Origin of the sequence: Galactobacter caseinivorans (genome assembly GCF_003640665.1) — a bacterium.
In the GTDB taxonomy this organism is placed as follows: Bacteria; Actinomycetota; Actinomycetes; order Actinomycetales; family Micrococcaceae; genus Galactobacter; species Galactobacter caseinivorans.
Window position 1 is genome coordinate 315,998 of record NZ_QQXL01000003.1, and the last position, 19,004, is coordinate 335,001.

Genomic DNA, 19,004 nt, shown 5'->3' on the forward strand with positions numbered 1-19,004 from the left:
TTACATGTTCTTCCTCTGAGCAGCGCGACGCCCTGGGCGAACCTGGGGATGACCGCGCCCTCACAGGGCCCACGCACAGTAGACTTCTTCTATCCGTCAGCAGGGAGAACATGACCCATCAGGATTCCTCGCGCCCCGAAGAGCAGGGCAGCGATACCACCGAAAACACCGACGCGCAGATCGAGGCAACCATCCACCGCATCCTTGCGGCAGATGACGCCCGGAGCGCGCGCGCAGCCGGCTCGGCCACGACCGAGAGTAGCTCCTCCCGGGGCCATGAGTCCCAGGGTGGAAAGGCATCGTCCGGCAAGGCGCAGGCCTTGTCGGCGCTGGAAGCGGAGCATTCAGACTCCGACGGCGCACAGCAGGACCTGGCAGAACGCCGCGCCCTGCGCCGCGTGGCCGGCCTCTCCACCGAACTCGAGGACGTCTCAGAGGTTGAGTACCGTCAGCTCCGCCTGGAGAAGGTAGTGCTGGCCGGGATTTGGTCAGAGGGCACGGCCCAGGACGCGGATAACTCGCTCCAGGAGCTGGCCGCTTTGGCGGAAACCGCTGGTTCCGAGGTACTGGACGGCGTGATCCAGCGCCGCCTGAAGCCGGACCCCGGCACCTTCCTTGGCAAGGGCAAGGTCCTTGAACTCAAGGACATCGTGGAGGCCACTGGCGCCGACACCGTGATTGTTGACGCCGAACTGGCGCCGTCCCAGCGCCGCGGCCTGGAGGACGTGATCAAGGTCAAGGTCATTGACCGCACCGCCTTGATCCTGGACATCTTTGCCCAACACGCCAAGTCCCGCGAGGGCAAGGCGCAGGTGGAGTTGGCTCAGATGGAGTACCTGCTTCCGCGACTGCGCGGTTGGGGAGACTCCATGTCCCGCCAGGCCGGTGGCCAGGTGGGCGGAGCAGCCGCAGGCATGGGCTCGCGCGGGCCAGGCGAGACCAAGATTGAGCTGGACCGGCGCCGCATTCGTCACCGCATGGCCAAGCTGCGCCGCGAGATCGCGGAGATGAAGCCGGCGCGCGATGCCAAGCGGGCCAGCCGCAAGCGCAACGAGATTCCCTCGGTGGCGATTGTTGGCTACACCAACGCGGGCAAGTCCTCGCTGTTGAACCGGCTCACGCACGCCGGCGTGCTGGTGGAGAACGCGTTGTTCGCCACGCTGGATCCCACCGTGCGCCAGGCCAAGACCCCGGACGGCATCGGCTTTACGCTGGCGGACACGGTCGGCTTTGTGCGCTCGCTGCCCACGCAGCTGGTGGAGGCCTTCCGCTCCACGCTGGAGGAGGCGGCTGACGCGGACGTGCTGCTGCACGTCGTGGACGCCTCTCACCCAGACCCGGAGGGACAGATCGCCGCCGTGCGTGAGGTTCTCTCTGATGTGGATGCGCAGAAGGTCGCGGAGTTGATTGTCCTGAACAAGACGGACATCGCTGATCCGTATGTGGTGGATCGCCTGCGCTCCATGCACGCGGACACCGTGGTGGTCTCCGCCCGCACGGGCGAGGGCATGGATGAGCTCATGCAGAAGATCTCTGACATGATCCCCAGGCCCTCCGTGCCGCTTGACCTGGTGATTCCGTACACCCGCGGAGAGGTGGTGGCGCGCCTGCACGGCTCGGATGCGGAGATTCTCTTCACCGAGCACGCCGCGGACGGCACCCACCTGCGTGTTGTGGTCAAAGAGGCGCTTGCCGCCGAAATCGCGGAGTTTGTTGTCGCCTCATGAGCACCGAAGAGGACCAGGACTCGCTGGACGTTGATGCGCTGCTCACCCATGCGGTAGAAACCCTGGGTGGGCAGCGCCGCGACGGCCAACACGAGATGGCCAGGCAGGTTGATCGCTCCCTCACCGAGGGCAAGCACCTCCTGGTGCAGGCCGGCACCGGCACTGGCAAGTCGCTGGCCTACCTGGTCCCCGCGCTCAAGCACGCCGTGGACGCGGACAAGCCCATCATCGTTTCCACGGCCACACTGGCCCTGCAGTCCCAGATTGTGAGCCGCGATGTGCCGCGGCTGCTAGAGGCGCTGGGCCCGGAACTGCCGCGGGAGATGGACGTGGCGCTGCTCAAGGGCCGCAACAACTACGTCTGCAAGTACAAGCTGGGCGGTGGCTACCCCAGCGACGAGGACACACTCTTTAGCCTGGAGGACGCCGGCGCCGCGCCGGCCAAGGCCTTTGCCGGGCCCAGCTCCCCGCTGGGACGCGAGGTGGTGCGGCTGCGGGATTGGGCCGAGAGCACCGAAACTGGTGACCGGGACGAGGTGGTCCCCTCCGTCTCGGATCAGGCATGGAGGCAGGTCTCCGTCTCCTCCATGGAGTGCCTGGGCGCGCAGAGCTGCCCCATGGCCTCGGAATGCTTCACGGAGCGGGCGCGCGCCCACGCGGCGGAGGCCGACGTGGTGGTCACGAACCACGCCATGCTTGCCGTGTCCGCCTTTGAGGGCCTGGCCGTGCTCCCGGAGTTCGATGCGGTCATCATCGATGAGGCCCACGAGCTCCAAGATCGAGTGACCTCCTCCGTGACCAAGCCGCTCTCCGCCGCGGCCGTCTCCCACGCGGCATCCAGCGCCCGCAAGCATCTCAAGGTCAGCGTCAAGGGCCTCAAGGACACCGCCGACTGGCTGGAGAAGGCCACCACCGGCGTGCCCACAGGGTTGCTGCCGCGCGGCTTGACCGAGGAGATGGCAGAGGCCGTGAATGCTGTCCGCGAGGCCGCCAAGCTGTGCCTCTCCGACTCCAAGCCGGAGCCGGGCGCCGCCGCGGACGGTGGACGCCAAACCGCCCGTTCAGAGCTGGCGCAACTGGTAGAACTCGCGGACCGGCTGCTCGGAGCCAACTCCGAATACGAGGTGGTCTGGGCCTCACGTCCTGGCCAGTTTGAGCCCGGGCGTGGCTACGTGCAGCCCGGCGATGACACGCCGGCTGTGCTGATGGTGGCGCCGCTTTCCGTGGCGGGCAAGCTCCGCGAGGGACTCTTTGACGGGCACACCGTGATCCTGACCTCCGCCACCCTGGCGCTCGGCGCCAAGTTTGAGCCCGTGGCAGGGGACCTTGGTCTCATGGGAGAGGGCGCCCCCGAGTGGGAGGCGCTGGACGTGGGCAGCCCCTTTGACTACCCGCGCCAGGGCATGCTGTACGTGGCGCGGCACCTGCCGCCGCCCGGACGCGGCGTGTCAGAGGGTGCGTTGGATGAGATCGAGGGGCTGATCAAGGCCTCCCGGGGCGCCACGCTGGCCCTCTTCTCCTCCCGGCGTGCCGCCGAGGACGCGGCGGAGGCGCTGCGAGGGCGCGTGGACGTGCCCATCCTGCGTCAGGGGGACGCGAGCATCCCCGAGCTCATCCGCACCTTTGCGCAGGACGAGGAGACGTGCCTCTTTGGCACCATGACCTTGTGGCAGGGCGTGGACGTTCCCGGGCCCAATTGCCGGCTGGTCATCATCGATCGCATCCCGTTCCCGCGCCCGGATGACCCCCTCTCAACCGCGCGCACCCGCGCCGTGAATCAGCATGGGGGCAATGGCTTCATGGCCGTGTCCGCACAGCACGCCGCGGTGCGCCTTGCACAGGGAGCGGGCCGCCTGATCCGTTCCACGGGGGACCGTGGCGTGGTGGCGCTGCTGGATTCGCGAATGGTGTCAAAGGGCTACGGCGGGTTCCTGCGGGACACCCTGCCCCCGCTGTGGCCCACCACGGACCGGGCCACCGTCGTGGCGGCACTGGGCCGCCTGGCGGAGACCGGCGCGAAGGACTAGATCCCGGCAGGCCTGCCGACCGGCTGTTCGGCAGAGCCCGGCGCGCTGGGCCATCCTGCTGAAGGCGCGCCAGGCCAGCCAGCCGAACGCTGGGGGAGTCAGAGCGAGCGCAGGACCGAGACGACCTTGCCCATGACCGTGGCGTGATCGCCGAGGATGGGCTCGTATTGCGAGTTCTGCGGCAGCAACCAGGTGTGGCCGTCGCGCTGGCGGAAGGTCTTCACCGTCGCCTCGTCGTCCAGCAGCGCGGCGACGATGTCCCCGTTGATGGCGTTGTTCTGACGGCGCACCACCACCCAGTCGCCGTCGCAGATCGCTGCGTCAATCATGGAGTCTCCGGCGACGCGAAGCATGAACAGCTCGCCGTGCCCCACCAGCTGGCGCGGGAGCGACATGACATCCTCCACCTCCTGATCCGCCAGGATGGGCCCGCCAGCCGCGATGCGTCCCACGAGCGGAACCAACGCAGAGTCCGTGGCGGTCGCCGTGGGTTCGGGGAACTGCGGGGGCTCCGGTGAGTCCCGTGTGGAGCCGGTGCGGGTCGCCTTGGCGCGGGTTGAGTCGGAGAGGGAGGAAGCGGTCTGGCCGGACTGGATCTGAGCGGGCCGGCCGTGGCCGGATGCCGCAGAGGAAGAGCGCGAGGAGCCAGCGGTCTTGGTCAGTGGCAGGAGCACCTCAATGGCGCGGGGGAGTCGCGGATCGCGGCGCACGTACCCCAGCCGCTCCAGCTGCGTCAGCTGGTGCGTCACGGAGCTGAGTGACTTGAGGCCAACGGCCTCTCCCATCTCACGCATGGTGGGCGGGTAGCCGTGTTTCTCGATGGAGTCCTGGATGGACTCCAGGATCTGGCGCTGGCGCGTGGTCAGCGACTTGCGCTGAGGGGCGGATTCCGGCGCGGTGTCCCTGACTTTTTTGCTGGTGGGGCTCACGCGCTGCTCCTTGCTCTGGGTGACCTGCGCCCGGGTCCGAGCGATGTGTCAGGGGTGGGCACTTCTATTGGTTGTGTCACCTCTTGCCCTTCACCGTAGGGCAAAAGGAGGCACTCTTCAAAGATTTGTTCGAACGTGTCTCGACAGACTTCGAAGATCCGTGCTAGAAATGGTGCATCGGGTTTCGAAGAAATGTTCGAACAGCTCGGCTCGGACTCGAACCCCGTTCGAAAGGTGGACACCATGTCGCAAATCGCACTCTCAGTTCCCGCAGCATCCTTCCAGCGCATCACGCTCACGCGTCGCGGTCGGCTCGTTCTTCTCGTGACCCCGCTGGTGCTCCTGGCCACGCTGGCCCTCTTCGTGATCGGCGGCTTCCTGCAGCCGGCCAACGCCTCGTCCTCTGTCTCGGGCCCCGGCGCCTCCCTTGAGGAGGTCACCGTGATGGAGGGTGACACCCTGTGGGGGCTTGCCCGCCAGTACGCACCCCAGCGTGACGCTCGCGACGTGGTGGCAGAGATCGGGGAGCTCAACTCCCTCTCGGGTCCGCTGCAGGCGGGCCAAACCCTCACCGTCCCCTCCGCCGGAGGACGCTGACCCATAATCCCGGTTCCTCGCCGGGGGTGCTGCTGGCACACGTCACCCCGTGCCTGCCCCGGCGAGGAACCGAATCCCTCATGGCCCCGGCCCCAAGATGCCCCGCGTACCGAGCACGCGGCGTCATGGAGGCCGGGGCTTTGTCGTCCCGAGAATAGACTGTTGCGGTGAGCCAAGATCGCCTGGAGAAACTCAACCAACTGCCGCTGCGAGAGAATCTGCGCGGCATTTCGCCCTACGGTGCGCCGCAGATCAACGTGCCCATCCAGCTCAACGTCAACGAGAACACGCATCCCATGCCCCAGGTCGTGGTGGAGGCCATCACGGAGGCGGTTCGTGAGGCGGCGTCCGGGCTGAACCGCTACCCTGACCGGGAGTTTGTGGCCCTGCGTCAGGACCTGGCCAGGTACCTGGGTCATGGCCTCGAAGAAGAGAACCTCTGGGCGGCCAACGGTTCAAATGAGGTACTCCAACAGATTCTTCAGGCCTTTGGAGGGCCCGGCCGCTCGCTGCTCAGCTTCCCGCCCACCTACTCCATGTACCCCCTGCTGGCCTCCGGCACCACGACCGATTACCTGGCCGGCTACCGGGACGCGGACTACTCGCTCTCAGCGGAGTCCGCCTCGCAGCAGGTTCGCGAGCACGCCCCCAGCGTCGTGTTCCTGTGCTCGCCCAACAACCCCACGGGCACCGCCCTTGACCTGGACGTGGTGCGCGCCGTGTATGAGGCGGGGGAGTCAAGCAACACCATGGTCGTGGTGGATGAGGCCTACGCGGAGTTTGCCTTGGAGGGCACCGAGTCCGCGCTGACGCTCTTGCCAGGCCGGCAACGGTTGATCATCACGCGAACCATGTCCAAGGCCTTCGCCTTGGCCGGAGCGCGCCTCGGTTATCTCGCGGCGGCCCCGGAGGTGGTGGACGCGCTGCGCCTAGTCCGCCTGCCGTACCACCTCTCCGCCGTCACTCAGGCCACCGCCCGTGCCGCGCTGGCCCACTCGGGGGCTTTGCTGGAGAACGTGGAGGACATCAAGCGCCAGCGCGATCGGATCGTCGTGGAGCTGCGGGCCATGGGGCTGGTGCCGGCCGTCTCGGATTCAAACTTCGTGACCTTTGGTGGCCTGCGGCAGCCGCACGCGGTCTTTGAGGCGTTGTTAGAAGGCGGCGTGATCATCCGCGACAACGGCCTGCCCGGCCACCTGCGCGTCACGGCCGGCACCGAGGCAGAGAACACCGCCTTCTTGGATGGCCTGAGGGCCTACCTCGCGGCGCATCCTGACGCCCTCACGGCCTAGACTTGTTCCCGTGGCGGGCGCCGCCTGATGACTTGGCGGAGCGCGCACCACACCATCGCACTACTTGACCCCAGACGGGAGCATGTCCCCAAATGCCCGCCGAACTTATCTCTGGCCGCAAGGCCCGGATGGAACGCGCCACGAGTGAATCAAGCGTCCTCGTCGAGGTAGACCTCGATGGCACGGGCCAGAGCCAGATCAGCACCTCGGTGCCGTTCTACGATCACATGCTCACGGCGCTGGCCAAGCACTCGCTGATGGACCTCACGGTCACCTCGACGGGGGACACCCACATCGATGTGCACCACACCGTGGAGGACACGGCGATCGCCTTGGGAGAGGCGTTGCGCGTTGCGCTGGGAGACAAGCGGGGCATCCGCCGCTTTGGTGAGGCCACCGTTCCGTTGGATGAGTCCCTGGCCCGCGCCGTGGTGGACATCTCCGGGCGCCCGTTCTTGGTACACGAGGGCGAGCCGGAGGGGCAGCAGTACCACCTCATCGGTGGTCATTTCACGGGGTCCATGACCCGTCACGTTTTTGAGGCCATCGCGTTCCACGCCGGGATCTGCCTCCACATCGACGTGCTGCGCGGCAGGGACCCGCACCACATCGTGGAGTCCCAGTTCAAGGCGCTGGCTCGCGCCCTGCGTGAGGCAGTGGAATTGGATCCGCGCATGGCGGGGCAGATTCCCTCCACCAAGGGCGCGCTCTGATGAGCGCGAGCCCGGGTGGGCCCAAGATCACTGTCCTGGATTACGGGGCAGGCAATGTGCGCTCCGCTGTGCGTGCCTTGGAGCACGTGGGTGCTCAGGTCACGCTGTCCGGGTCCACTGAGGACATTCGCGAGGCGGATGGTCTGTTTGTGCCCGGCGTGGGCGCCTACCAGGCGGTCATGGACGCGTTGCGTTCCTCCGGCGCACTGCGCCACATCGGCTACCGCATCGCAGGCGGCCGCCCGGTGATGGGCGTCTGCGTGGGTCATCAGGTCATGTTCGAGGCCGGGGTGGAGCACGGGGTGCGCACGGAGGGCCTGGGCGAGTGGCCCGGTGTGGTGGAAAAACTTCACGCAGACGTGGTGCCGCACATGGGCTGGAACACCGTCACGCCCCCGGAGGGCAGCAGGCTCTTTCAGGGCATTGAGGACGAGCGCTTCTACTTTGTTCACTCCTACGGCGTCCTGAAGTGGGATTTTGATGTCACACAGCCGCTCATGGTCCCGCCGCAGGTGACGTGGGCCAAGCACGGCGAGCCGTTCATAGCCGCGGTGGAGAACGGCCCGCTGACCGCGGTGCAGTTCCACCCGGAGAAGTCCGGCGAGGCCGGGGCACAGCTACTGCGCAATTGGATGGAGACCTTTTAATGCCAACGATTCTGCTGATGGCCCTCGGTGGCGTGCTGATCGGGGGAACGTGGTCCCTGCACAAGCAGGGCAAGCCCCGCATCGCGGTGGTGATCTGCGCCATCCTGGCCGTGATGTCCCTGGTCGCTGCCTGGGCCGTCACCTACGTCTGACTTAGCGCGCAGCCCCAACCGTCGCCTGAGGCGACGCACCCCACCCCCCCCACAGACCCTGAGGACACCCCAAGATCATGAGCCAGAGCACCGGCGCTGAGCGCCTCGTCCTGTTCCCCGCCGTCGACATCGCCAACGGCCAGGCCGTGCGCTTGGTCCAGGGCGAGGCCGGATCGGAGAAGGGCTACGGCGATCCGTTTGACGCCGCCCGGAACTGGATGGAGGCCGGCGCGGAGTGGATCCATGTGGTGGACCTGGATGCGGCCTTTGGGCGCGGTTCCAACGCCGAGGTCCTGCGCCGCGTGGCGCAGGAGTTGGAACTCAAAGTGGAGCTCTCCGGCGGCATTCGCGATGATGAGTCGCTGGCGCGTGCGGCCGAGTGGGGCGCTTCCCGAGTCAACATCGGCACGGCGGCCCTGGAGAACCCGGAGTGGACCGCCCGTGCCATCGAACAGTACGGCGATCTCATCGCCGTGGGCCTCGACGTGCGCGGCACCACCCTGTCCGGCCACGGTTGGACCAAAGACGGCGGCGAACTCTGGGACGTGCTCGCGCGCCTGGAGGAGGCCGGCTGCGCCCGCTACGTTGTCACGGACGTGACCAAGGACGGCACCCTGACCGGTCCCAATGTGGAGCTCCTGGCCCAGATCGCCGAGCGCATTTCCAAGCCCGTGATCGCCTCAGGCGGCATCTCCGGGCTCCAGGATCTCGAGGCGCTGCGTGCCTTGGTGCCGCAGGGCATCGAGGGGGCCATCGTGGGCAAGGCGCTCTATGAGGGGCGTTTCACGTTGGCGCAGGCGCTCGATGTGGCTGGACGGCCATGAGCGAGCAGCAGCATCAGCATCCGGAACAGCCGCAGCCCGGACACGCTCCCAAGAAGGAGCTTCCCGAGCACATTAAGGCGGCGCTGTTGCGCGGAGCCGGCGGCGCCACTGATTCGGCGGGTCAGGACTGGGAGGGGCGTGACCTCTCCGGCGGGGGTAACCCGTTGCACCAGCACGACGGCGATGACGGGCGGGCCAATCCAATCCTCGAGCTGGCGCTGGAGGGCCTCTACGCCGGCATGAACGGCGAGGAGGCCGTGATTGAGGCGCTGGCGGACGCGCGCATCTTTGTGCCCGTGGTGGCCCAGAGCGGCGAGAGCGTCATGGGTGAGCATGGTGTTCTTGAGGACAAGGAGGCGGATATGGCCCTGGTCATGATTTCCGCCCCGGACGGGCGCTCCGCCCTGCCGATTTTCTCTGCCGTGGAGCACCTCACGAACTGGCACCCGCAGGCCCGCCCCGTGGCCGTCTATGCCCCGCGGGCGGCGCTCTCTGCCGTGGCGGAGGAGGCCCAGCTGTTGGTCATTGACCCGGGCGCGGAGATCACCTTTGTGGTGCGCCGCCCCGCCATGTGGGCACTGGCCCAGCAGCGAAGCTGGGTTCCCAGCTATCGCGACGAGTCACTGGTGGCGCCGTTGCAGGCCATTGCTGATGCCATGGAAGAGGTCTCGGGCTTGGTGCTTGAGCCGGGTCCGGGCGTCGCGAGCCGCGCGCGCGACGGGCGCACGTTGCCCGGCGGCGGGCACGGCCCGGAGCTTGGCCTCACGGTTGTTTTGGAGAACGCAGTGCCCGACGACGCTGTGCCTGAGGTCCTGGGGCGCGTCCAGGAGGCGCTGGCTGGGGTACAGGCCCTGCGTGAGTCGGCGGATTCCCTCACGATCGGATTGCGCAAGGTGGGTCAGTGAGCGCCAAGGGTTCGGAGCCCGGCGCCTTCCGCCGCTACGGTCAGGTCTTCCGGCGCCCCCATGTGGCGCCGTTGTTGATGGTGGGTTTCCTGGGGCGCCTGCCGCACTCGGTGACGGCAGTGCTGATCACCCTGCACGTCTCCCACACGCTCAATCTTCCCTATTGGCAGGCGGGGCTTGCCGCCGCGCTGCTGACCATCGGCCTCGCCATCGGTTCGCCGTGGCGTGGGCGCCGCATCGACACCGTGGGGCTGCGCCGCGCCGTGGTGCCCTCGATTGTGGTGGAGGCCCTGACCTGGGGCCTCGCGCCGTATGCCAGCTACGAGGTGCTGCTTCTGCTGCTCTTTGTGGCGGGGCTCTTTGCCCTTCCAGTGTTCACGATTGTGCGCCAGTCCCTTGGCGTGATGATGACCGGGCCGGATCGGCGCACGGCGTATTCGCTTGATTCGATGATCACCGAGATCGTGTTCATCATTGCCCCGGGTGGCGCTGCCGTGCTGGCCGCGACACTGGGGTCCAGGGTCGCTATGACGGCGGTAGGTGCACTGGTGGTGGTCGCCGGTGTGGCCCTGCTGATTTCCAACCCGCCGACCCGCTCGTCCCAGCTGCCCAGCGCTCCCCGCCAACCGGTGGGGGAGCTGGAGAGCCCAGCGCATCAGAGCGATGCGGCCTCCGTGGTGCCAGTCGTGACCGGTGCCATCCCGGTGATTAAGCCCGGCCAGCAGCGCGAAAAGCGCTTCTCCTGGGTCAGCGCCGGGGTCATTGCCATGCTGATCATGGCCGCAGGAGCGGGCATAGCGCTAGCAGGCACCGAGGTCAGCGTCGTGGCGTTCTCGGAGCACTCCGGAGACTCGGCGGGCGGGCTGTGGTGGGCCTATGGCATCTGGTCCGCTGCCTCGCTGGTGGGTGGCTTCTTCTACGGCGCGCAGTCGCGGCGTTTTGACCCACTCAAGATCATCACCGTGCTCGGCGTGGCGCTGATCCCTGCGGCCTTTGCCCCGGACATGTTCTGGCTGGGCATCTTGCTGGTGGCCTCTGGCTTCTTCGTGGCCCCGCTCATGACCGCCGCCTCGGAGCGCCTCACGGAGTCGGTGGCCGAGCGCCACCGCGGCGAGGCCATGGGGTGGTACGGCTCTGCTATGACCGCTGGCACGGCCCTTGGGACGCCGCTGGTCGGTGTCGTGATCGACGTCGCGGGGCCGGCAGCGGCGTTCCTCGCCTTGGCAGGCGTGGCCATGGCGACCGGCCTGGGAACCATGGGCCTGAGGAGCCTGCGCCGCAGGCGGATGGCCTAACTGCTGGCGGGTAGCCCAGCTGTAGCCAAGCTGCAGTGATCGACCGGCTCCGCCGGCTCACCTCACCGCCGGATCACGTCACTGCGCTGTCTCGATCAACCGGCATGCGCCGGTTGATCGAGACAGGTGATCGAGGCAGGTCAACTACATCGCGGTCCGGCCAGGTGACCGGCGGATTAGTTACCGGCGGATTAGTTAACGGGACCGGTGAACTTCTCTCCCGGGCCCTGGCCCGGGGCGTCCGGGATCAGGCTTGCCTCGCGGAAGGCGAGCTGCAGCGAGCGCAGTCCGTCTCGCAGGGGAGCGGCGTGCTGGCTGCCGATCTCCGGTGCGCCGGCCGTGATGAGGCCAGCGAGGGCGGTGATCAGCTTGCGGGCCTCGTCCAGGTCCTTGAGCTCAGCGGCGTCGGGGCCGTCTGCCAGTCCGCACTTCACGGCGGCGGCGCTCATCAGGTGCACGGCGGTGGTGGTGATGACCTCCACGGCGGCTACCTCGGCGATGTCGCGGGCCTGACGCGCGGAGGGATCCTCGAAGGAGTGGTGGTCGTGGTTGGTGGGGGGAGTGCTCATGGGTTAAGCTTGTCATAGACCGTCTCGTGATCGGTTCCTGATGACTGCCTCGTGGCAGTGAGAAGGGGCACGGATACGAGTCCCAAGCGGAGGCCATCTCCCACCCGCAGTTGCCCACGGGCATCCGGGTTCTCGGTCCGGATGCTGAGTTATCTCGCATCTGGTTCCGCGGTGGCCCCTGCTTCTTGAAGCCGGGGCCTTTCTCGTTTTCACGGGTTCACCTGCTCTCCAAGCAGGTCATCATCTTCTTCAAGGAGTTCAACATTAGCGACGCACGCATTAACGGCCATATCCGCGTCCCAGAGGTGCGGCTGGTCGGTCCCAACGGTGAACAGGTTGGGATCGTCCGTATTGAGGACGCCCTCCGTCTGGCGCAGGAGTCTGACCTCGACCTCGTCGAGGTTGCCCCGAGCGCCAAGCCGCCGGTGTGCAAGCTGATGGACTTCGGCAAGTACAAGTACGAGACGGCGCAGAAGGCTCGCGAGTCCCGCAAGAACCAGACGAACACGGTCCTCAAGGAGGTCCGCTTCCGCCTGAAGATCGACAGCCACGACTACGACACCAAGATGAAGAACGCTCTGAAGTTCCTCTCCCAGGGTGACAAGGTCAAGGCCATGATCCAGTTCCGCGGCCGCGAGCAGCAGCGCCCGGAGTTTGGCATCCGCCTGCTCCAGAAGTTTGCCGCTGACGTTGCCGAGGTGGGCGCAGTGGAGTCCGCTCCCCGCCAGGATGGCCGCAACATGGTCATGGTCATCGGCCCGCTGCGCACCAAGGCTGACGCCAAGGCCGCGGCCCGCCGCGAAGCCAAGGCTGATGTGGATGGCACTGAGTCCTCCGAGCGTCGCCGCGAGCGTCAGCAGCGCGTTGATACTTCCGAGGCAGTCGAGGTCACCAATTCGGTGGCAGCGGCCATGCCTGAGGAGCTGAAGGCACTGGCTGCCGAGGTGGCAAACCAGCCGCAGTTCGGCATTCGCGAGACCCCCGCTGAGGCCCCGGCTCCGGTGGAGACCCGCTCGGAGCGTCCGGCCTCGGCCACGCGTTCCTCCGCACCGCGCTCTTCGGCACCGCGCAGCACCTCTGGCACCAGCCGGAGCTCGGCACCGCGCAGCACCTCGGGTACCAGCAGCGCTTCCGCCCCGCGGACCAGCGCTCCTGCGGCCTCAGCGCCCAAGGCACCGGTCAAGCCGGCCACGGCAGCCAAGCCGGAAGGTGCCTCCGCTCCCGCGGCGGCAGCCAAGCCGGCCTCGGCAGCCAAGCCGGCTTCGGCGCCGAAGCCTGCCACGGCGGCCAAGCCCGCCGCAGCAGCGGCACCCAAGCCCGCGGCATCGGCCCCCAAGCCGACCGCCACACCCAAGCCCACCGCGGCCCCCAAGCCAGCGGCGTCGCCCAAGCCAGCACCTAAGCCGAAGGCAGCCACTAAGCCGGCCAGCCCCAAGCCCAGCTCGAGCGACTGACACACAGGACAAACCGGCCTTGACGGCCGGGGACAGCACTCGGACCGCCCCCTAAGGCGGCTCCCGGGAGAACGTACAAGGAGAAGGCATCATGCCGAAGTTCAAGACCCACTCTGGGGCGAAGAAGCGTTTCAAGCTCACTGGTAGCGGCAAGCTGAAGCGTCAGCAGGCCAACCGCCGCCACTACCTGGAGCACAAGTCCTCGCGACTGACTCGCCGACTCAAGGGCGACCGCATCGTCGCCAAGGCGGATCAGCGCACGATCCGCCGCATGCTCGGCATCTGATCCTCGCGGGGCCCCCCGCAAACGCAAGACATCGAACCCCACGCCGCGCCGTCCAAGTAGTGGACGAGCAGCGGCCCAGCTCAAAGGAGAACACACGTGGCACGTGTGAAGCGGGCAGTCAACGCCCATAAGAAGCGTCGCGTCATCCTCGATCGTGCGTCCGGCTACCGTGGCCAGCGCTCGCGTCTGTACCGCAAGGCGAAGGAGCAGCTGCTCCACTCGTTCGTGTACAGCTTCAACGATCGCCGTAAGCGCAAGGGTGACTTCCGTCGCCTGTGGATCCAGCGCATCAACGCTGCATCCCGCACCAACGGCATGACCTACAACCGCCTGATCCAGGGCCTGAAGCTGGCCGGCGTCGAGGTTGATCGCCGCATGCTCGCCGAGCTGGCCGTCTCCGACGCCGCCGCGTTCACCACCCTGGTCAACGTTGCCAAGAAGGCCCTCCCGGCCGACGTCAACGCCCCGGTCGCTCGCTGAGCCTTGCGCTCACGCTGACGCCGCTGCGTTAACACCAACTGCGTTAACACCCACGCGTCACTTCCCAAGGGGCGGCACCCGGATTCTTCCGGGTGCCGCCCCTTGTGCATCACGCCCACGCCTCGGCGCGCCGCCCGCGCCCACCTGCCAGGAGCCGGAATCGCATGGAGATCATGTCCAACCCGCACGCCGACCGCGTGCGTGCCACCGCCCGCCTCATCAGCTCAGCTGGGCGTCGCAAGGCCGGGTCCTTCTTGGTGGAGGGGCCGCAGGCCGTGCGGGAGGCGGTGCGTGCGCATGCCGCCGGCCGGGCGCAGGTGCAAGAGCTCTTCATCACGGCAGAGCGCGCCGAGCGCGAGCCGGAGCTGATGGGCGGCCCGGATCTGCACCGTCACCTGGTGACGGAAGAAGTGCTGGCCGCGCTCACCGACACCGTCTCACCGCAAGGCGTGGTGGCCCGGTGCGCGTTGCCGCAGACCAGCCTGGCGGACGTGGTCCTTCCCGGCGCGGGGCTGATCGCGGTGCTGGCGCGTGTGCAGGATCCAGGCAACGCCGGCACCATCCTGCGCGCGGCGGACGCGGCCGGGGCCACCGGCGTGATCGCGCTCAGCGGCACGGTTGACCTGTTCTCTCCCAAGGTGGTTCGCTCCACGGTCGGTTCGCTGTTCCACCTGCCTGCCGTCACGGGGGTCTCGCTGACGGAACTAGGCAGCGCCCTGAGCGGCGTGGGCATCACGGCGCTGGCCGCAGACGGGTACGGCGACACGGACCTTGACGTGTTGCAGGACGACGCCGCGGCGCGCCGCGTGGGGGTCACTGCCAAGGGGGCCGCGCAGCGCGTGGCGCTCTCGGCGCCCACGGCCTGGCTCTTTGGCAACGAGGGCTCCGGGCTCAGCGACGAAGAACTGGCGGCGTGCCGCGCGCGCGTGGCGATCCCTCTCTACGGAGCGGCCGAGTCCCTCAACGTGGGCACGGCGGCGACGCTGTGCCTCTACGCCTCCGCGCGCGCCCAGCGCGGGCAGGGCTGAGCCCCGCGATGGGTGGCGGTCACGTGCAGGTGGTGGGTGCGGCGATTGTTGACTCCTTACAGTGCCCGACGGCGCTGCTGGCCGGCTGCCGCTCGGCGCCGGCTTCCCTGGCCGGTCAGTGGGAGTTCCCCGGTGGGAAGGTGGAGCCCGGGGAGGAACCGGCCACGGCGCTGCTGCGGGAGCTGCGAGAGGAACTCGGGGTGGAGGCGAGCCTTGGCGCAGAGGTGCCCGGCCCGGACGCGCAGCGTGGTTGGCCACTGAAGCCCGGCGCGGACATGCGCGTGTGGGCGGCGGAGATCACCTCCGGGGCGCCGCGCGCCCTGGAGGATCATAGCGAGCTGCGCTGGCTTGCGTTGGACGAGCACCTCGTCCGCGCGGTGGCCTGGATTCCGGCGGACGAGGCGATCGTGGAGGCGGTGGTGCGGGCACTGCGGCCCCGCTCCTAGCGGCTGGCTAGGGTCCTCGCGAGTGTCTAGGCGCCGGACCCGGCCAGATTTTCGCGGCCAAGGTAGCCCATCAGCGCCGTCGCCGCGCAAGAGATGCCCGTGCGGAGCGTGCTCTCGGCCTGCGGGCCGAAGTGGGGCGAGTGGTTGCCCGCGGGAGTGGCGCCGTCCCGGAAGGACTCGGGGCCAAAGCCGCCAAAGAACCAGTAGACCAGGGGCACGCCGATGGCGTCTGCCAGCGCTCCCACGTCCTCTGAGCCGGTGACGGCGGCGGGCATGATGTGCACCTGATCCGCGCCAAGCGCCTGGCCGAGGAGGGCCTGCACCCGCGCGGTGTGCTCCGGATCGTTGAAGCAGCGTGTGAACTGATTCAGCGTCTCGTAGCTCACCTGGGCACGGGCCGCCACGGCCTCCGCATCAACGATTCTGTGGACGGCCGCAAGCACGGTATCCCGCGAGGCCTGGTCAGGGGTGCGGATGTTGAGGACAAAGCTGGCGGTGTCCGGGATGATGTTCACTGCGGTACCCGCTCGCAGCACGCTGACGGTGACGACCGCGGCCGTGCCTGGCTTCAGCTCACGCGAGACGATGGTCTGTAGGCGCAGCACCATGGAGGCCACGGCGACGATGGGATCCACAGAGAGATCCGGCTGCGAGCCGTGGGCCTGCTTGCCGGTCACGGTGACCCTGAGGGTGTCCGCCAGGCTCATCTGGTTCTCCGCCCGCAGCGCCACCTGTCCCGCTGGCATCGGCATGACGTGTTGACCAAGCAGTACCTCGGGGCGCGGGGCGCGCTCCCAGAGCCCGCCAGCCAGCATGGCGTTGGCGCCGTCCCCGCTCTCTTCTGCGGGCTGGAAGATCAGGACAAGAGTGCCCTCCCACCTCTCGCGGTGCTGGCTCAGGTAGTCGGCGGCGGCCAAGGCGGAGGTGAAGTGGGTGTCGTGGCCGCAGGCATGCATGGTGCCGACGCTCTCCCCGTTGAACTGTGCCGTGTCCTTGCAGGAGTACGGCAGGCCCGTGTCCTCGGTGACAGGGAGGCCGTCGATGTCCGCGCGGAAGGCCACCACGGGTCCCTCGCCGTTGCGCAGGATCCCCACCGTTCCGGTCTGGCTCACCCGGAAATGCTCTATGCCAAGCCGGTCAAGCTCCGCCTCGATCCGATCGGTGGTGGCGAATTCCTGCCCGGAGAGCTCTGCGTGAGCGTGGGACTCCTTGTAGAAGTCAAGGTAGCGCTGAAGCAGGGAATCTTCCGGGGTGTAGGCGGAGCCCATCTCAAGTCCTCTCATCGTGGCCGGCTCTGGTGGCGCGGCGGTGACGACTCACGATCCTGTCACCCGGCGCAGGTGCGGGGGAAATGTCGGGAGCGGTGGCGTGGGCGAGGTTGTGGCGTGGGGCGCCCGGGTCATCCCGAACGCCCCACGCGGGCCGTTGCCGGCCGGTGAGCTTCCCATCTCACCCCTTTATTAGAACATACGTTCTAGTCCAATGGCGAGTCGGGGTGGGGCGCTATCCACAGCCCGGCGAGTGGTCTTGGGCGTTCACAGTCCCAGGCCGTAGGCTGGATCTCAATCTGTCAGGGCCCACGTGTCTTTCACGCGAGCGGCGCCCACTAAAACGCCTCCGAAAGGTGAACATGAAGCGGTTCCTCAAGGCCTTGCCCCTGCTCCTGGTTGGCGGCATGGCGCTGGCCGGCTGCGGCTCGATGGACGTTGACGTGAAGGTTCAAAGTGCTGAAAAGGTGGACGTCACCATCAGTGCCGAGGCAACGAACGAAGAGATGGACGCGTTCATCAAGAAGGGCACCGGCAGAGACGATCCCGCTATGGCGAAGAAGTACTCGATCGGGTCGCTGCTTCAGAGCAACGTCAACAGCCTGCGCTTGCCCTCGCAGCAGGCTGCCGGCCTGGATCGCCCGGACTCGGTCACGTTCTCGGAGCACAACGAGGGTGACAAGCAGAGCGCCGAAATGACAATGAAGGGGCTTCCGAGCTCCGTCCTGGGCACCACCGCCATCCAGGGCAAGGTGAGCTTCGAGTCCGAGCGCTACACGTTCAGCGCCGTTCGCCCCAAGGACGCAGCGTTGGGCAAGGCAGAGGCTGCCCAGGGCGCCGAGGCAAGCGAAGCGGCTCCGGTTGCGCTGACTGTCGAGTTCCCCAACCCCGTTTCTGAGGCCACGGCCGGCGGCGAGATTCACGGCAACTCGGTGACGTGGAACCTCAAGGACATCAAGGAGGACACCGCGCTGACTGCGGTCACGTCCGGCCCGGGCATGGCCTGGTGGGTCTCCGCCCTGCTGTGGGTGGCCGGTGTGATTGTGACGGTCCTGCTGGTCGCCATCACGCTGATGTCTTCTGGTGGCCGCAAGACCACCAAGTCGGAAGAGGAGCCTGAAGAGGCCTGAGCCCACCTGGCTTGAGGGCTACCTGCCCTGAGCCAAGCTTCCCGATGGGGCCCGCCACACCAACACCTTGGTGCGGCGGGCCCCTTCGTCGTTGACCGCGCCCGGTGACCTAGAATGGAGGCAAATCTCCATCCCCGTCCGCGAAGGCGTGTCTAGACCCATGTCAACACCCCCATCCGTTCCGGACGCCAGCCACGGCGTTCCGCACCCCACCGACCAGGAGGCCGTGGACGCCGTCGTGCAGGCAGCGCTTGCCGCCTTCGCCGCCGCCGCCGACCTGGAGGAGCTCAAGGCCGCGCGCCTGGCTCACCTGGGTGAGAAGGCACCGCTGACCCTGGCCAACCGGGGGATCGGCGCGCTGGAGCCGCAGGACAAGGCTCTGGCAGGCAAGACGCTTGGCGGCGCCAAGGGTCGCATCAACAAGGCGCTGGCCGCGCGCACCGAGGTATTGGAGGCGGAGCACGCCGCCCGCCGCTTGGTGGAGGAGACCGTGGACGTCACGGCGGCCCCCCGCCGCACCACCCTTGGCGCCCGCCACCCGCTCTCCCGCCTGACCGAGCGCGTCTCCGACGTGTTTGTTGGCATGGGCTGGGAGATCGCCGAGGGGCCGGAGGTGGAATCGGAATGGTTCAACTTTGACGCGCTGAACTTTGACGAGGACCACCCGGCCCGCGAGATGCAGGACACCTTCTTTGTGGATCCGCCCCAGGCTCACCTGGTCCTGCGCACACACACCTCACCGGTGCAGGTGCGGTCCATGCTGGATCGGGACGTGCCCATGTACGTGCTCTGCCCCGGGCGCACCTTCCGCACCGATGAGCTGGATGCCACGCACACCCCGGTGTTCCACCAATTCGAGGGCCTGGCCGTGGATCAAGGCCTGACCATGGCTGACCTGAAGGGCACGCTGGAGCACTTTGCGCGCCAGATGTTTGGCCCGGAGGCCAAGATTCGCCTGCGCCCGTCCTACTTTCCCTTCACCGAGCCCTCCGCCGAGCTGGACATTTGGCACCCCGGTGCCAAGGGCGGCCCCGCCTGGATCGAGTGGGGAGGCTGCGGCATGATTCACCCCAACGTGCTGCGCTCCGGCGGGATTGACCCGGAGATTTACTCCGGCTTTGCCTTTGGCATGGGCGTGGAACGCACGCTCATGTTCCGCAACGACGTCCCGGACATGCACGACATGATCGAGGGCGACGTTCGCTTCAGCCAGCACTTCGGGATGGAGATCTGAC

Annotated in this window: 20 protein-coding genes; 17 read left to right on the forward strand and 3 right to left on the reverse strand. The window is 67.6% G+C overall.

Annotated elements, in window-relative coordinates; all coding sequences use genetic code 11:
* Positions 1 to 110: 110 nt before the first annotated feature.
* Together hflX and DWQ67_RS06890 are read left to right on the forward strand one after the other, a co-directional pair.
* Positions 111 to 1,727, forward strand: coding sequence for a GTPase HflX (gene hflX / locus DWQ67_RS06885; RefSeq protein WP_121484837.1), 1,617 nt, complete (start codon positions 111 to 113; stop codon positions 1,725 to 1,727).
* On the forward strand, positions 1,724 to 3,754 hold the full coding sequence (locus DWQ67_RS06890; protein ID WP_121484838.1) for an ATP-dependent DNA helicase: 2,031 nt from the start codon (positions 1,724 to 1,726) through the stop codon (positions 3,752 to 3,754). The genes hflX and DWQ67_RS06890 overlap by 4 nt, the downstream gene beginning before the upstream one ends.
* A gap of 98 nt (positions 3,755 to 3,852) precedes the next feature.
* Here the strand turns inward: DWQ67_RS06890 and lexA are convergent, their stop codons facing one another.
* The gene (lexA, locus tag DWQ67_RS06895) at positions 3,853 to 4,683 is read right to left on the reverse strand and encodes a transcriptional repressor LexA (RefSeq protein WP_121484839.1); all 831 of its coding nucleotides are present in this window, start codon (positions 4,681 to 4,683) and stop codon (positions 3,853 to 3,855) included.
* A 243-nt stretch (positions 4,684 to 4,926) separates the two neighbouring features.
* Here lexA and DWQ67_RS06900 point away from each other — a divergent pair, with 243 nt between their 5' ends.
* The 8 genes from DWQ67_RS06900 to DWQ67_RS06930 all read left to right on the forward strand — a co-directional run bounded on the left by DWQ67_RS06900 (position 4,927) and on the right by DWQ67_RS06930 (position 11,108).
* Positions 4,927 to 5,280 (forward strand): LysM peptidoglycan-binding domain-containing protein, encoded by a 354-nt coding sequence (locus DWQ67_RS06900; RefSeq protein WP_121484936.1) that lies wholly within the window; start codon positions 4,927 to 4,929, stop codon positions 5,278 to 5,280.
* Between the two features lie 167 nt (positions 5,281 to 5,447).
* Entirely contained in the window at positions 5,448 to 6,572 is a 1,125-nt protein-coding gene (locus DWQ67_RS06905; RefSeq protein ID WP_121484840.1) for a histidinol-phosphate transaminase, read from the forward strand.
* 92 nt (positions 6,573 to 6,664) lie between these two features.
* Positions 6,665 to 7,285, forward strand: a complete 621-nt coding sequence (gene hisB / locus DWQ67_RS06910; RefSeq protein WP_121484841.1) for an imidazoleglycerol-phosphate dehydratase HisB — start codon at positions 6,665 to 6,667, stop codon at positions 7,283 to 7,285.
* Positions 7,285 to 7,932 (forward strand): imidazole glycerol phosphate synthase subunit HisH, encoded by a 648-nt coding sequence (gene hisH / locus DWQ67_RS06915; RefSeq protein WP_121484842.1) that lies wholly within the window; start codon positions 7,285 to 7,287, stop codon positions 7,930 to 7,932. Before hisB ends, hisH begins: the two co-directional genes overlap by 1 nt.
* Positions 7,932 to 8,084 carry a hypothetical protein gene (locus DWQ67_RS13880; RefSeq protein WP_199712635.1) on the forward strand — a complete coding sequence of 51 codons (153 nt, stop codon included), beginning with the start codon at positions 7,932 to 7,934 and terminating at the stop codon, positions 8,082 to 8,084. Before hisH ends, DWQ67_RS13880 begins: the two co-directional genes overlap by 1 nt.
* 77 nt (positions 8,085 to 8,161) lie before the next feature.
* The gene (gene priA, locus DWQ67_RS06920; RefSeq protein ID WP_121484843.1) at positions 8,162 to 8,908 is read left to right on the forward strand and encodes a bifunctional 1-(5-phosphoribosyl)-5-((5-phosphoribosylamino)methylideneamino)imidazole-4-carboxamide isomerase/phosphoribosylanthranilate isomerase PriA; all 747 of its coding nucleotides are present in this window, start codon (positions 8,162 to 8,164) and stop codon (positions 8,906 to 8,908) included.
* Positions 8,905 to 9,813, forward strand: coding sequence for an SseB family protein (locus DWQ67_RS06925; protein WP_121484844.1), 909 nt, complete (start codon positions 8,905 to 8,907; stop codon positions 9,811 to 9,813). Before priA ends, DWQ67_RS06925 begins: the two co-directional genes overlap by 4 nt.
* Positions 9,810 to 11,108 (forward strand): MFS transporter, encoded by a 1,299-nt coding sequence (locus DWQ67_RS06930; RefSeq protein ID WP_121484845.1) that lies wholly within the window; start codon positions 9,810 to 9,812, stop codon positions 11,106 to 11,108. The genes DWQ67_RS06925 and DWQ67_RS06930 overlap by 4 nt, the downstream gene beginning before the upstream one ends.
* Before the next feature lie 191 nt (positions 11,109 to 11,299).
* On the opposite strand, the gene DWQ67_RS06935 is transcribed toward DWQ67_RS06930, so the two are convergent.
* Positions 11,300 to 11,677, reverse strand: coding sequence for a DUF1844 domain-containing protein (locus tag DWQ67_RS06935; protein ID WP_121484846.1), 378 nt, complete (start codon positions 11,675 to 11,677; stop codon positions 11,300 to 11,302).
* 185 nt (positions 11,678 to 11,862) lie between these two features.
* Between DWQ67_RS06935 and infC the strand changes: the two genes are divergently transcribed.
* The 5 genes from infC to DWQ67_RS06960 all read left to right on the forward strand — a co-directional run bounded on the left by infC (position 11,863) and on the right by DWQ67_RS06960 (position 15,371).
* A complete protein-coding gene (infC, locus tag DWQ67_RS06940; protein ID WP_233555951.1) occupies positions 11,863 to 13,131 on the forward strand; it encodes a translation initiation factor IF-3 in 1,269 nt (422 codons plus the stop codon).
* A 91-nt stretch (positions 13,132 to 13,222) separates the two neighbouring features.
* A complete protein-coding gene (gene rpmI, locus DWQ67_RS06945) occupies positions 13,223 to 13,417 on the forward strand; it encodes a 50S ribosomal protein L35 (RefSeq protein WP_121484847.1) in 195 nt (64 codons plus the stop codon).
* A 96-nt stretch (positions 13,418 to 13,513) separates the two neighbouring features.
* Positions 13,514 to 13,897, forward strand: coding sequence for a 50S ribosomal protein L20 (rplT, locus tag DWQ67_RS06950; protein WP_121484848.1), 384 nt, complete (start codon positions 13,514 to 13,516; stop codon positions 13,895 to 13,897).
* Positions 13,898 to 14,061: 164 nt separating this feature from the next.
* The gene (locus DWQ67_RS06955; RefSeq protein ID WP_121484849.1) at positions 14,062 to 14,925 is read left to right on the forward strand and encodes a TrmH family RNA methyltransferase; all 864 of its coding nucleotides are present in this window, start codon (positions 14,062 to 14,064) and stop codon (positions 14,923 to 14,925) included.
* Between the two features lie 8 nt (positions 14,926 to 14,933).
* Positions 14,934 to 15,371: a (deoxy)nucleoside triphosphate pyrophosphohydrolase gene (locus DWQ67_RS06960; protein ID WP_121484850.1), complete on the forward strand. Its 438-nt coding sequence runs from the start codon at positions 14,934 to 14,936 to the stop codon at positions 15,369 to 15,371.
* A 26-nt stretch (positions 15,372 to 15,397) separates the two neighbouring features.
* Here DWQ67_RS06960 and DWQ67_RS06965 read toward each other — a convergent pair whose 3' ends face one another.
* Entirely contained in the window at positions 15,398 to 16,654 is a 1,257-nt protein-coding gene (locus DWQ67_RS06965) for an amidohydrolase (protein ID WP_233555952.1), read from the reverse strand.
* Between the two features lie 347 nt (positions 16,655 to 17,001).
* Between DWQ67_RS06965 and DWQ67_RS06970 the strand changes: the two genes are divergently transcribed.
* Complete coding sequence (locus tag DWQ67_RS06970) at positions 17,002 to 17,769, forward strand: LppM family (lipo)protein (RefSeq protein ID WP_121484852.1); 768 nt, start codon at positions 17,002 to 17,004, stop codon at positions 17,767 to 17,769.
* Between the two features lie 160 nt (positions 17,770 to 17,929).
* Positions 17,930 to 19,003, forward strand: coding sequence for a phenylalanine--tRNA ligase subunit alpha (pheS, locus tag DWQ67_RS06975; protein ID WP_121484853.1), 1,074 nt, complete (start codon positions 17,930 to 17,932; stop codon positions 19,001 to 19,003).
* Position 19,004: the final 1 nt, after the last annotated feature.

Bases quoted from the DNA above. Each gene is read 5' to 3' on its own strand.
- hflX (WP_121484837.1), top strand. From the start codon at position 111: ATGACCCATCAGGATTCCTCGCGCCCCGAAGAGCAGGGCAGCGATACC.
- DWQ67_RS06890 (WP_121484838.1), top strand. From the start codon at position 1,724: ATGAGCACCGAAGAGGACCAGGACTCGCTGGACGTTGATGCGCTGCTC.
- DWQ67_RS06900 (WP_121484936.1), top strand. From the start codon at position 4,927: ATGTCGCAAATCGCACTCTCAGTTCCCGCAGCATCCTTCCAGCGCATC.
- hisB (WP_121484841.1), top strand. From the start codon at position 6,665: ATGCCCGCCGAACTTATCTCTGGCCGCAAGGCCCGGATGGAACGCGCC.
- hisH (WP_121484842.1), top strand. From the start codon at position 7,285: ATGAGCGCGAGCCCGGGTGGGCCCAAGATCACTGTCCTGGATTACGGG.
- DWQ67_RS13880 (WP_199712635.1), top strand. From the start codon at position 7,932: ATGCCAACGATTCTGCTGATGGCCCTCGGTGGCGTGCTGATCGGGGGA.
- priA (WP_121484843.1), top strand. From the start codon at position 8,162: ATGAGCCAGAGCACCGGCGCTGAGCGCCTCGTCCTGTTCCCCGCCGTC.
- DWQ67_RS06925 (WP_121484844.1), top strand. From the start codon at position 8,905: ATGAGCGAGCAGCAGCATCAGCATCCGGAACAGCCGCAGCCCGGACAC.
- DWQ67_RS06935 (WP_121484846.1), bottom strand. From the start codon at position 11,677: ATGAGCACTCCCCCCACCAACCACGACCACCACTCCTTCGAGGATCCC.
- rpmI (WP_121484847.1), top strand. From the start codon at position 13,223: ATGCCGAAGTTCAAGACCCACTCTGGGGCGAAGAAGCGTTTCAAGCTC.
- DWQ67_RS06955 (WP_121484849.1), top strand. From the start codon at position 14,062: ATGGAGATCATGTCCAACCCGCACGCCGACCGCGTGCGTGCCACCGCC.
- DWQ67_RS06960 (WP_121484850.1), top strand. From the start codon at position 14,934: ATGGGTGGCGGTCACGTGCAGGTGGTGGGTGCGGCGATTGTTGACTCC.
- DWQ67_RS06965 (WP_233555952.1), bottom strand. From the start codon at position 16,654: ATGAGAGGACTTGAGATGGGCTCCGCCTACACCCCGGAAGATTCCCTG.
- DWQ67_RS06970 (WP_121484852.1), top strand. From the start codon at position 17,002: ATGAAGCGGTTCCTCAAGGCCTTGCCCCTGCTCCTGGTTGGCGGCATG.
- pheS (WP_121484853.1), top strand. From the start codon at position 17,930: ATGTCAACACCCCCATCCGTTCCGGACGCCAGCCACGGCGTTCCGCAC.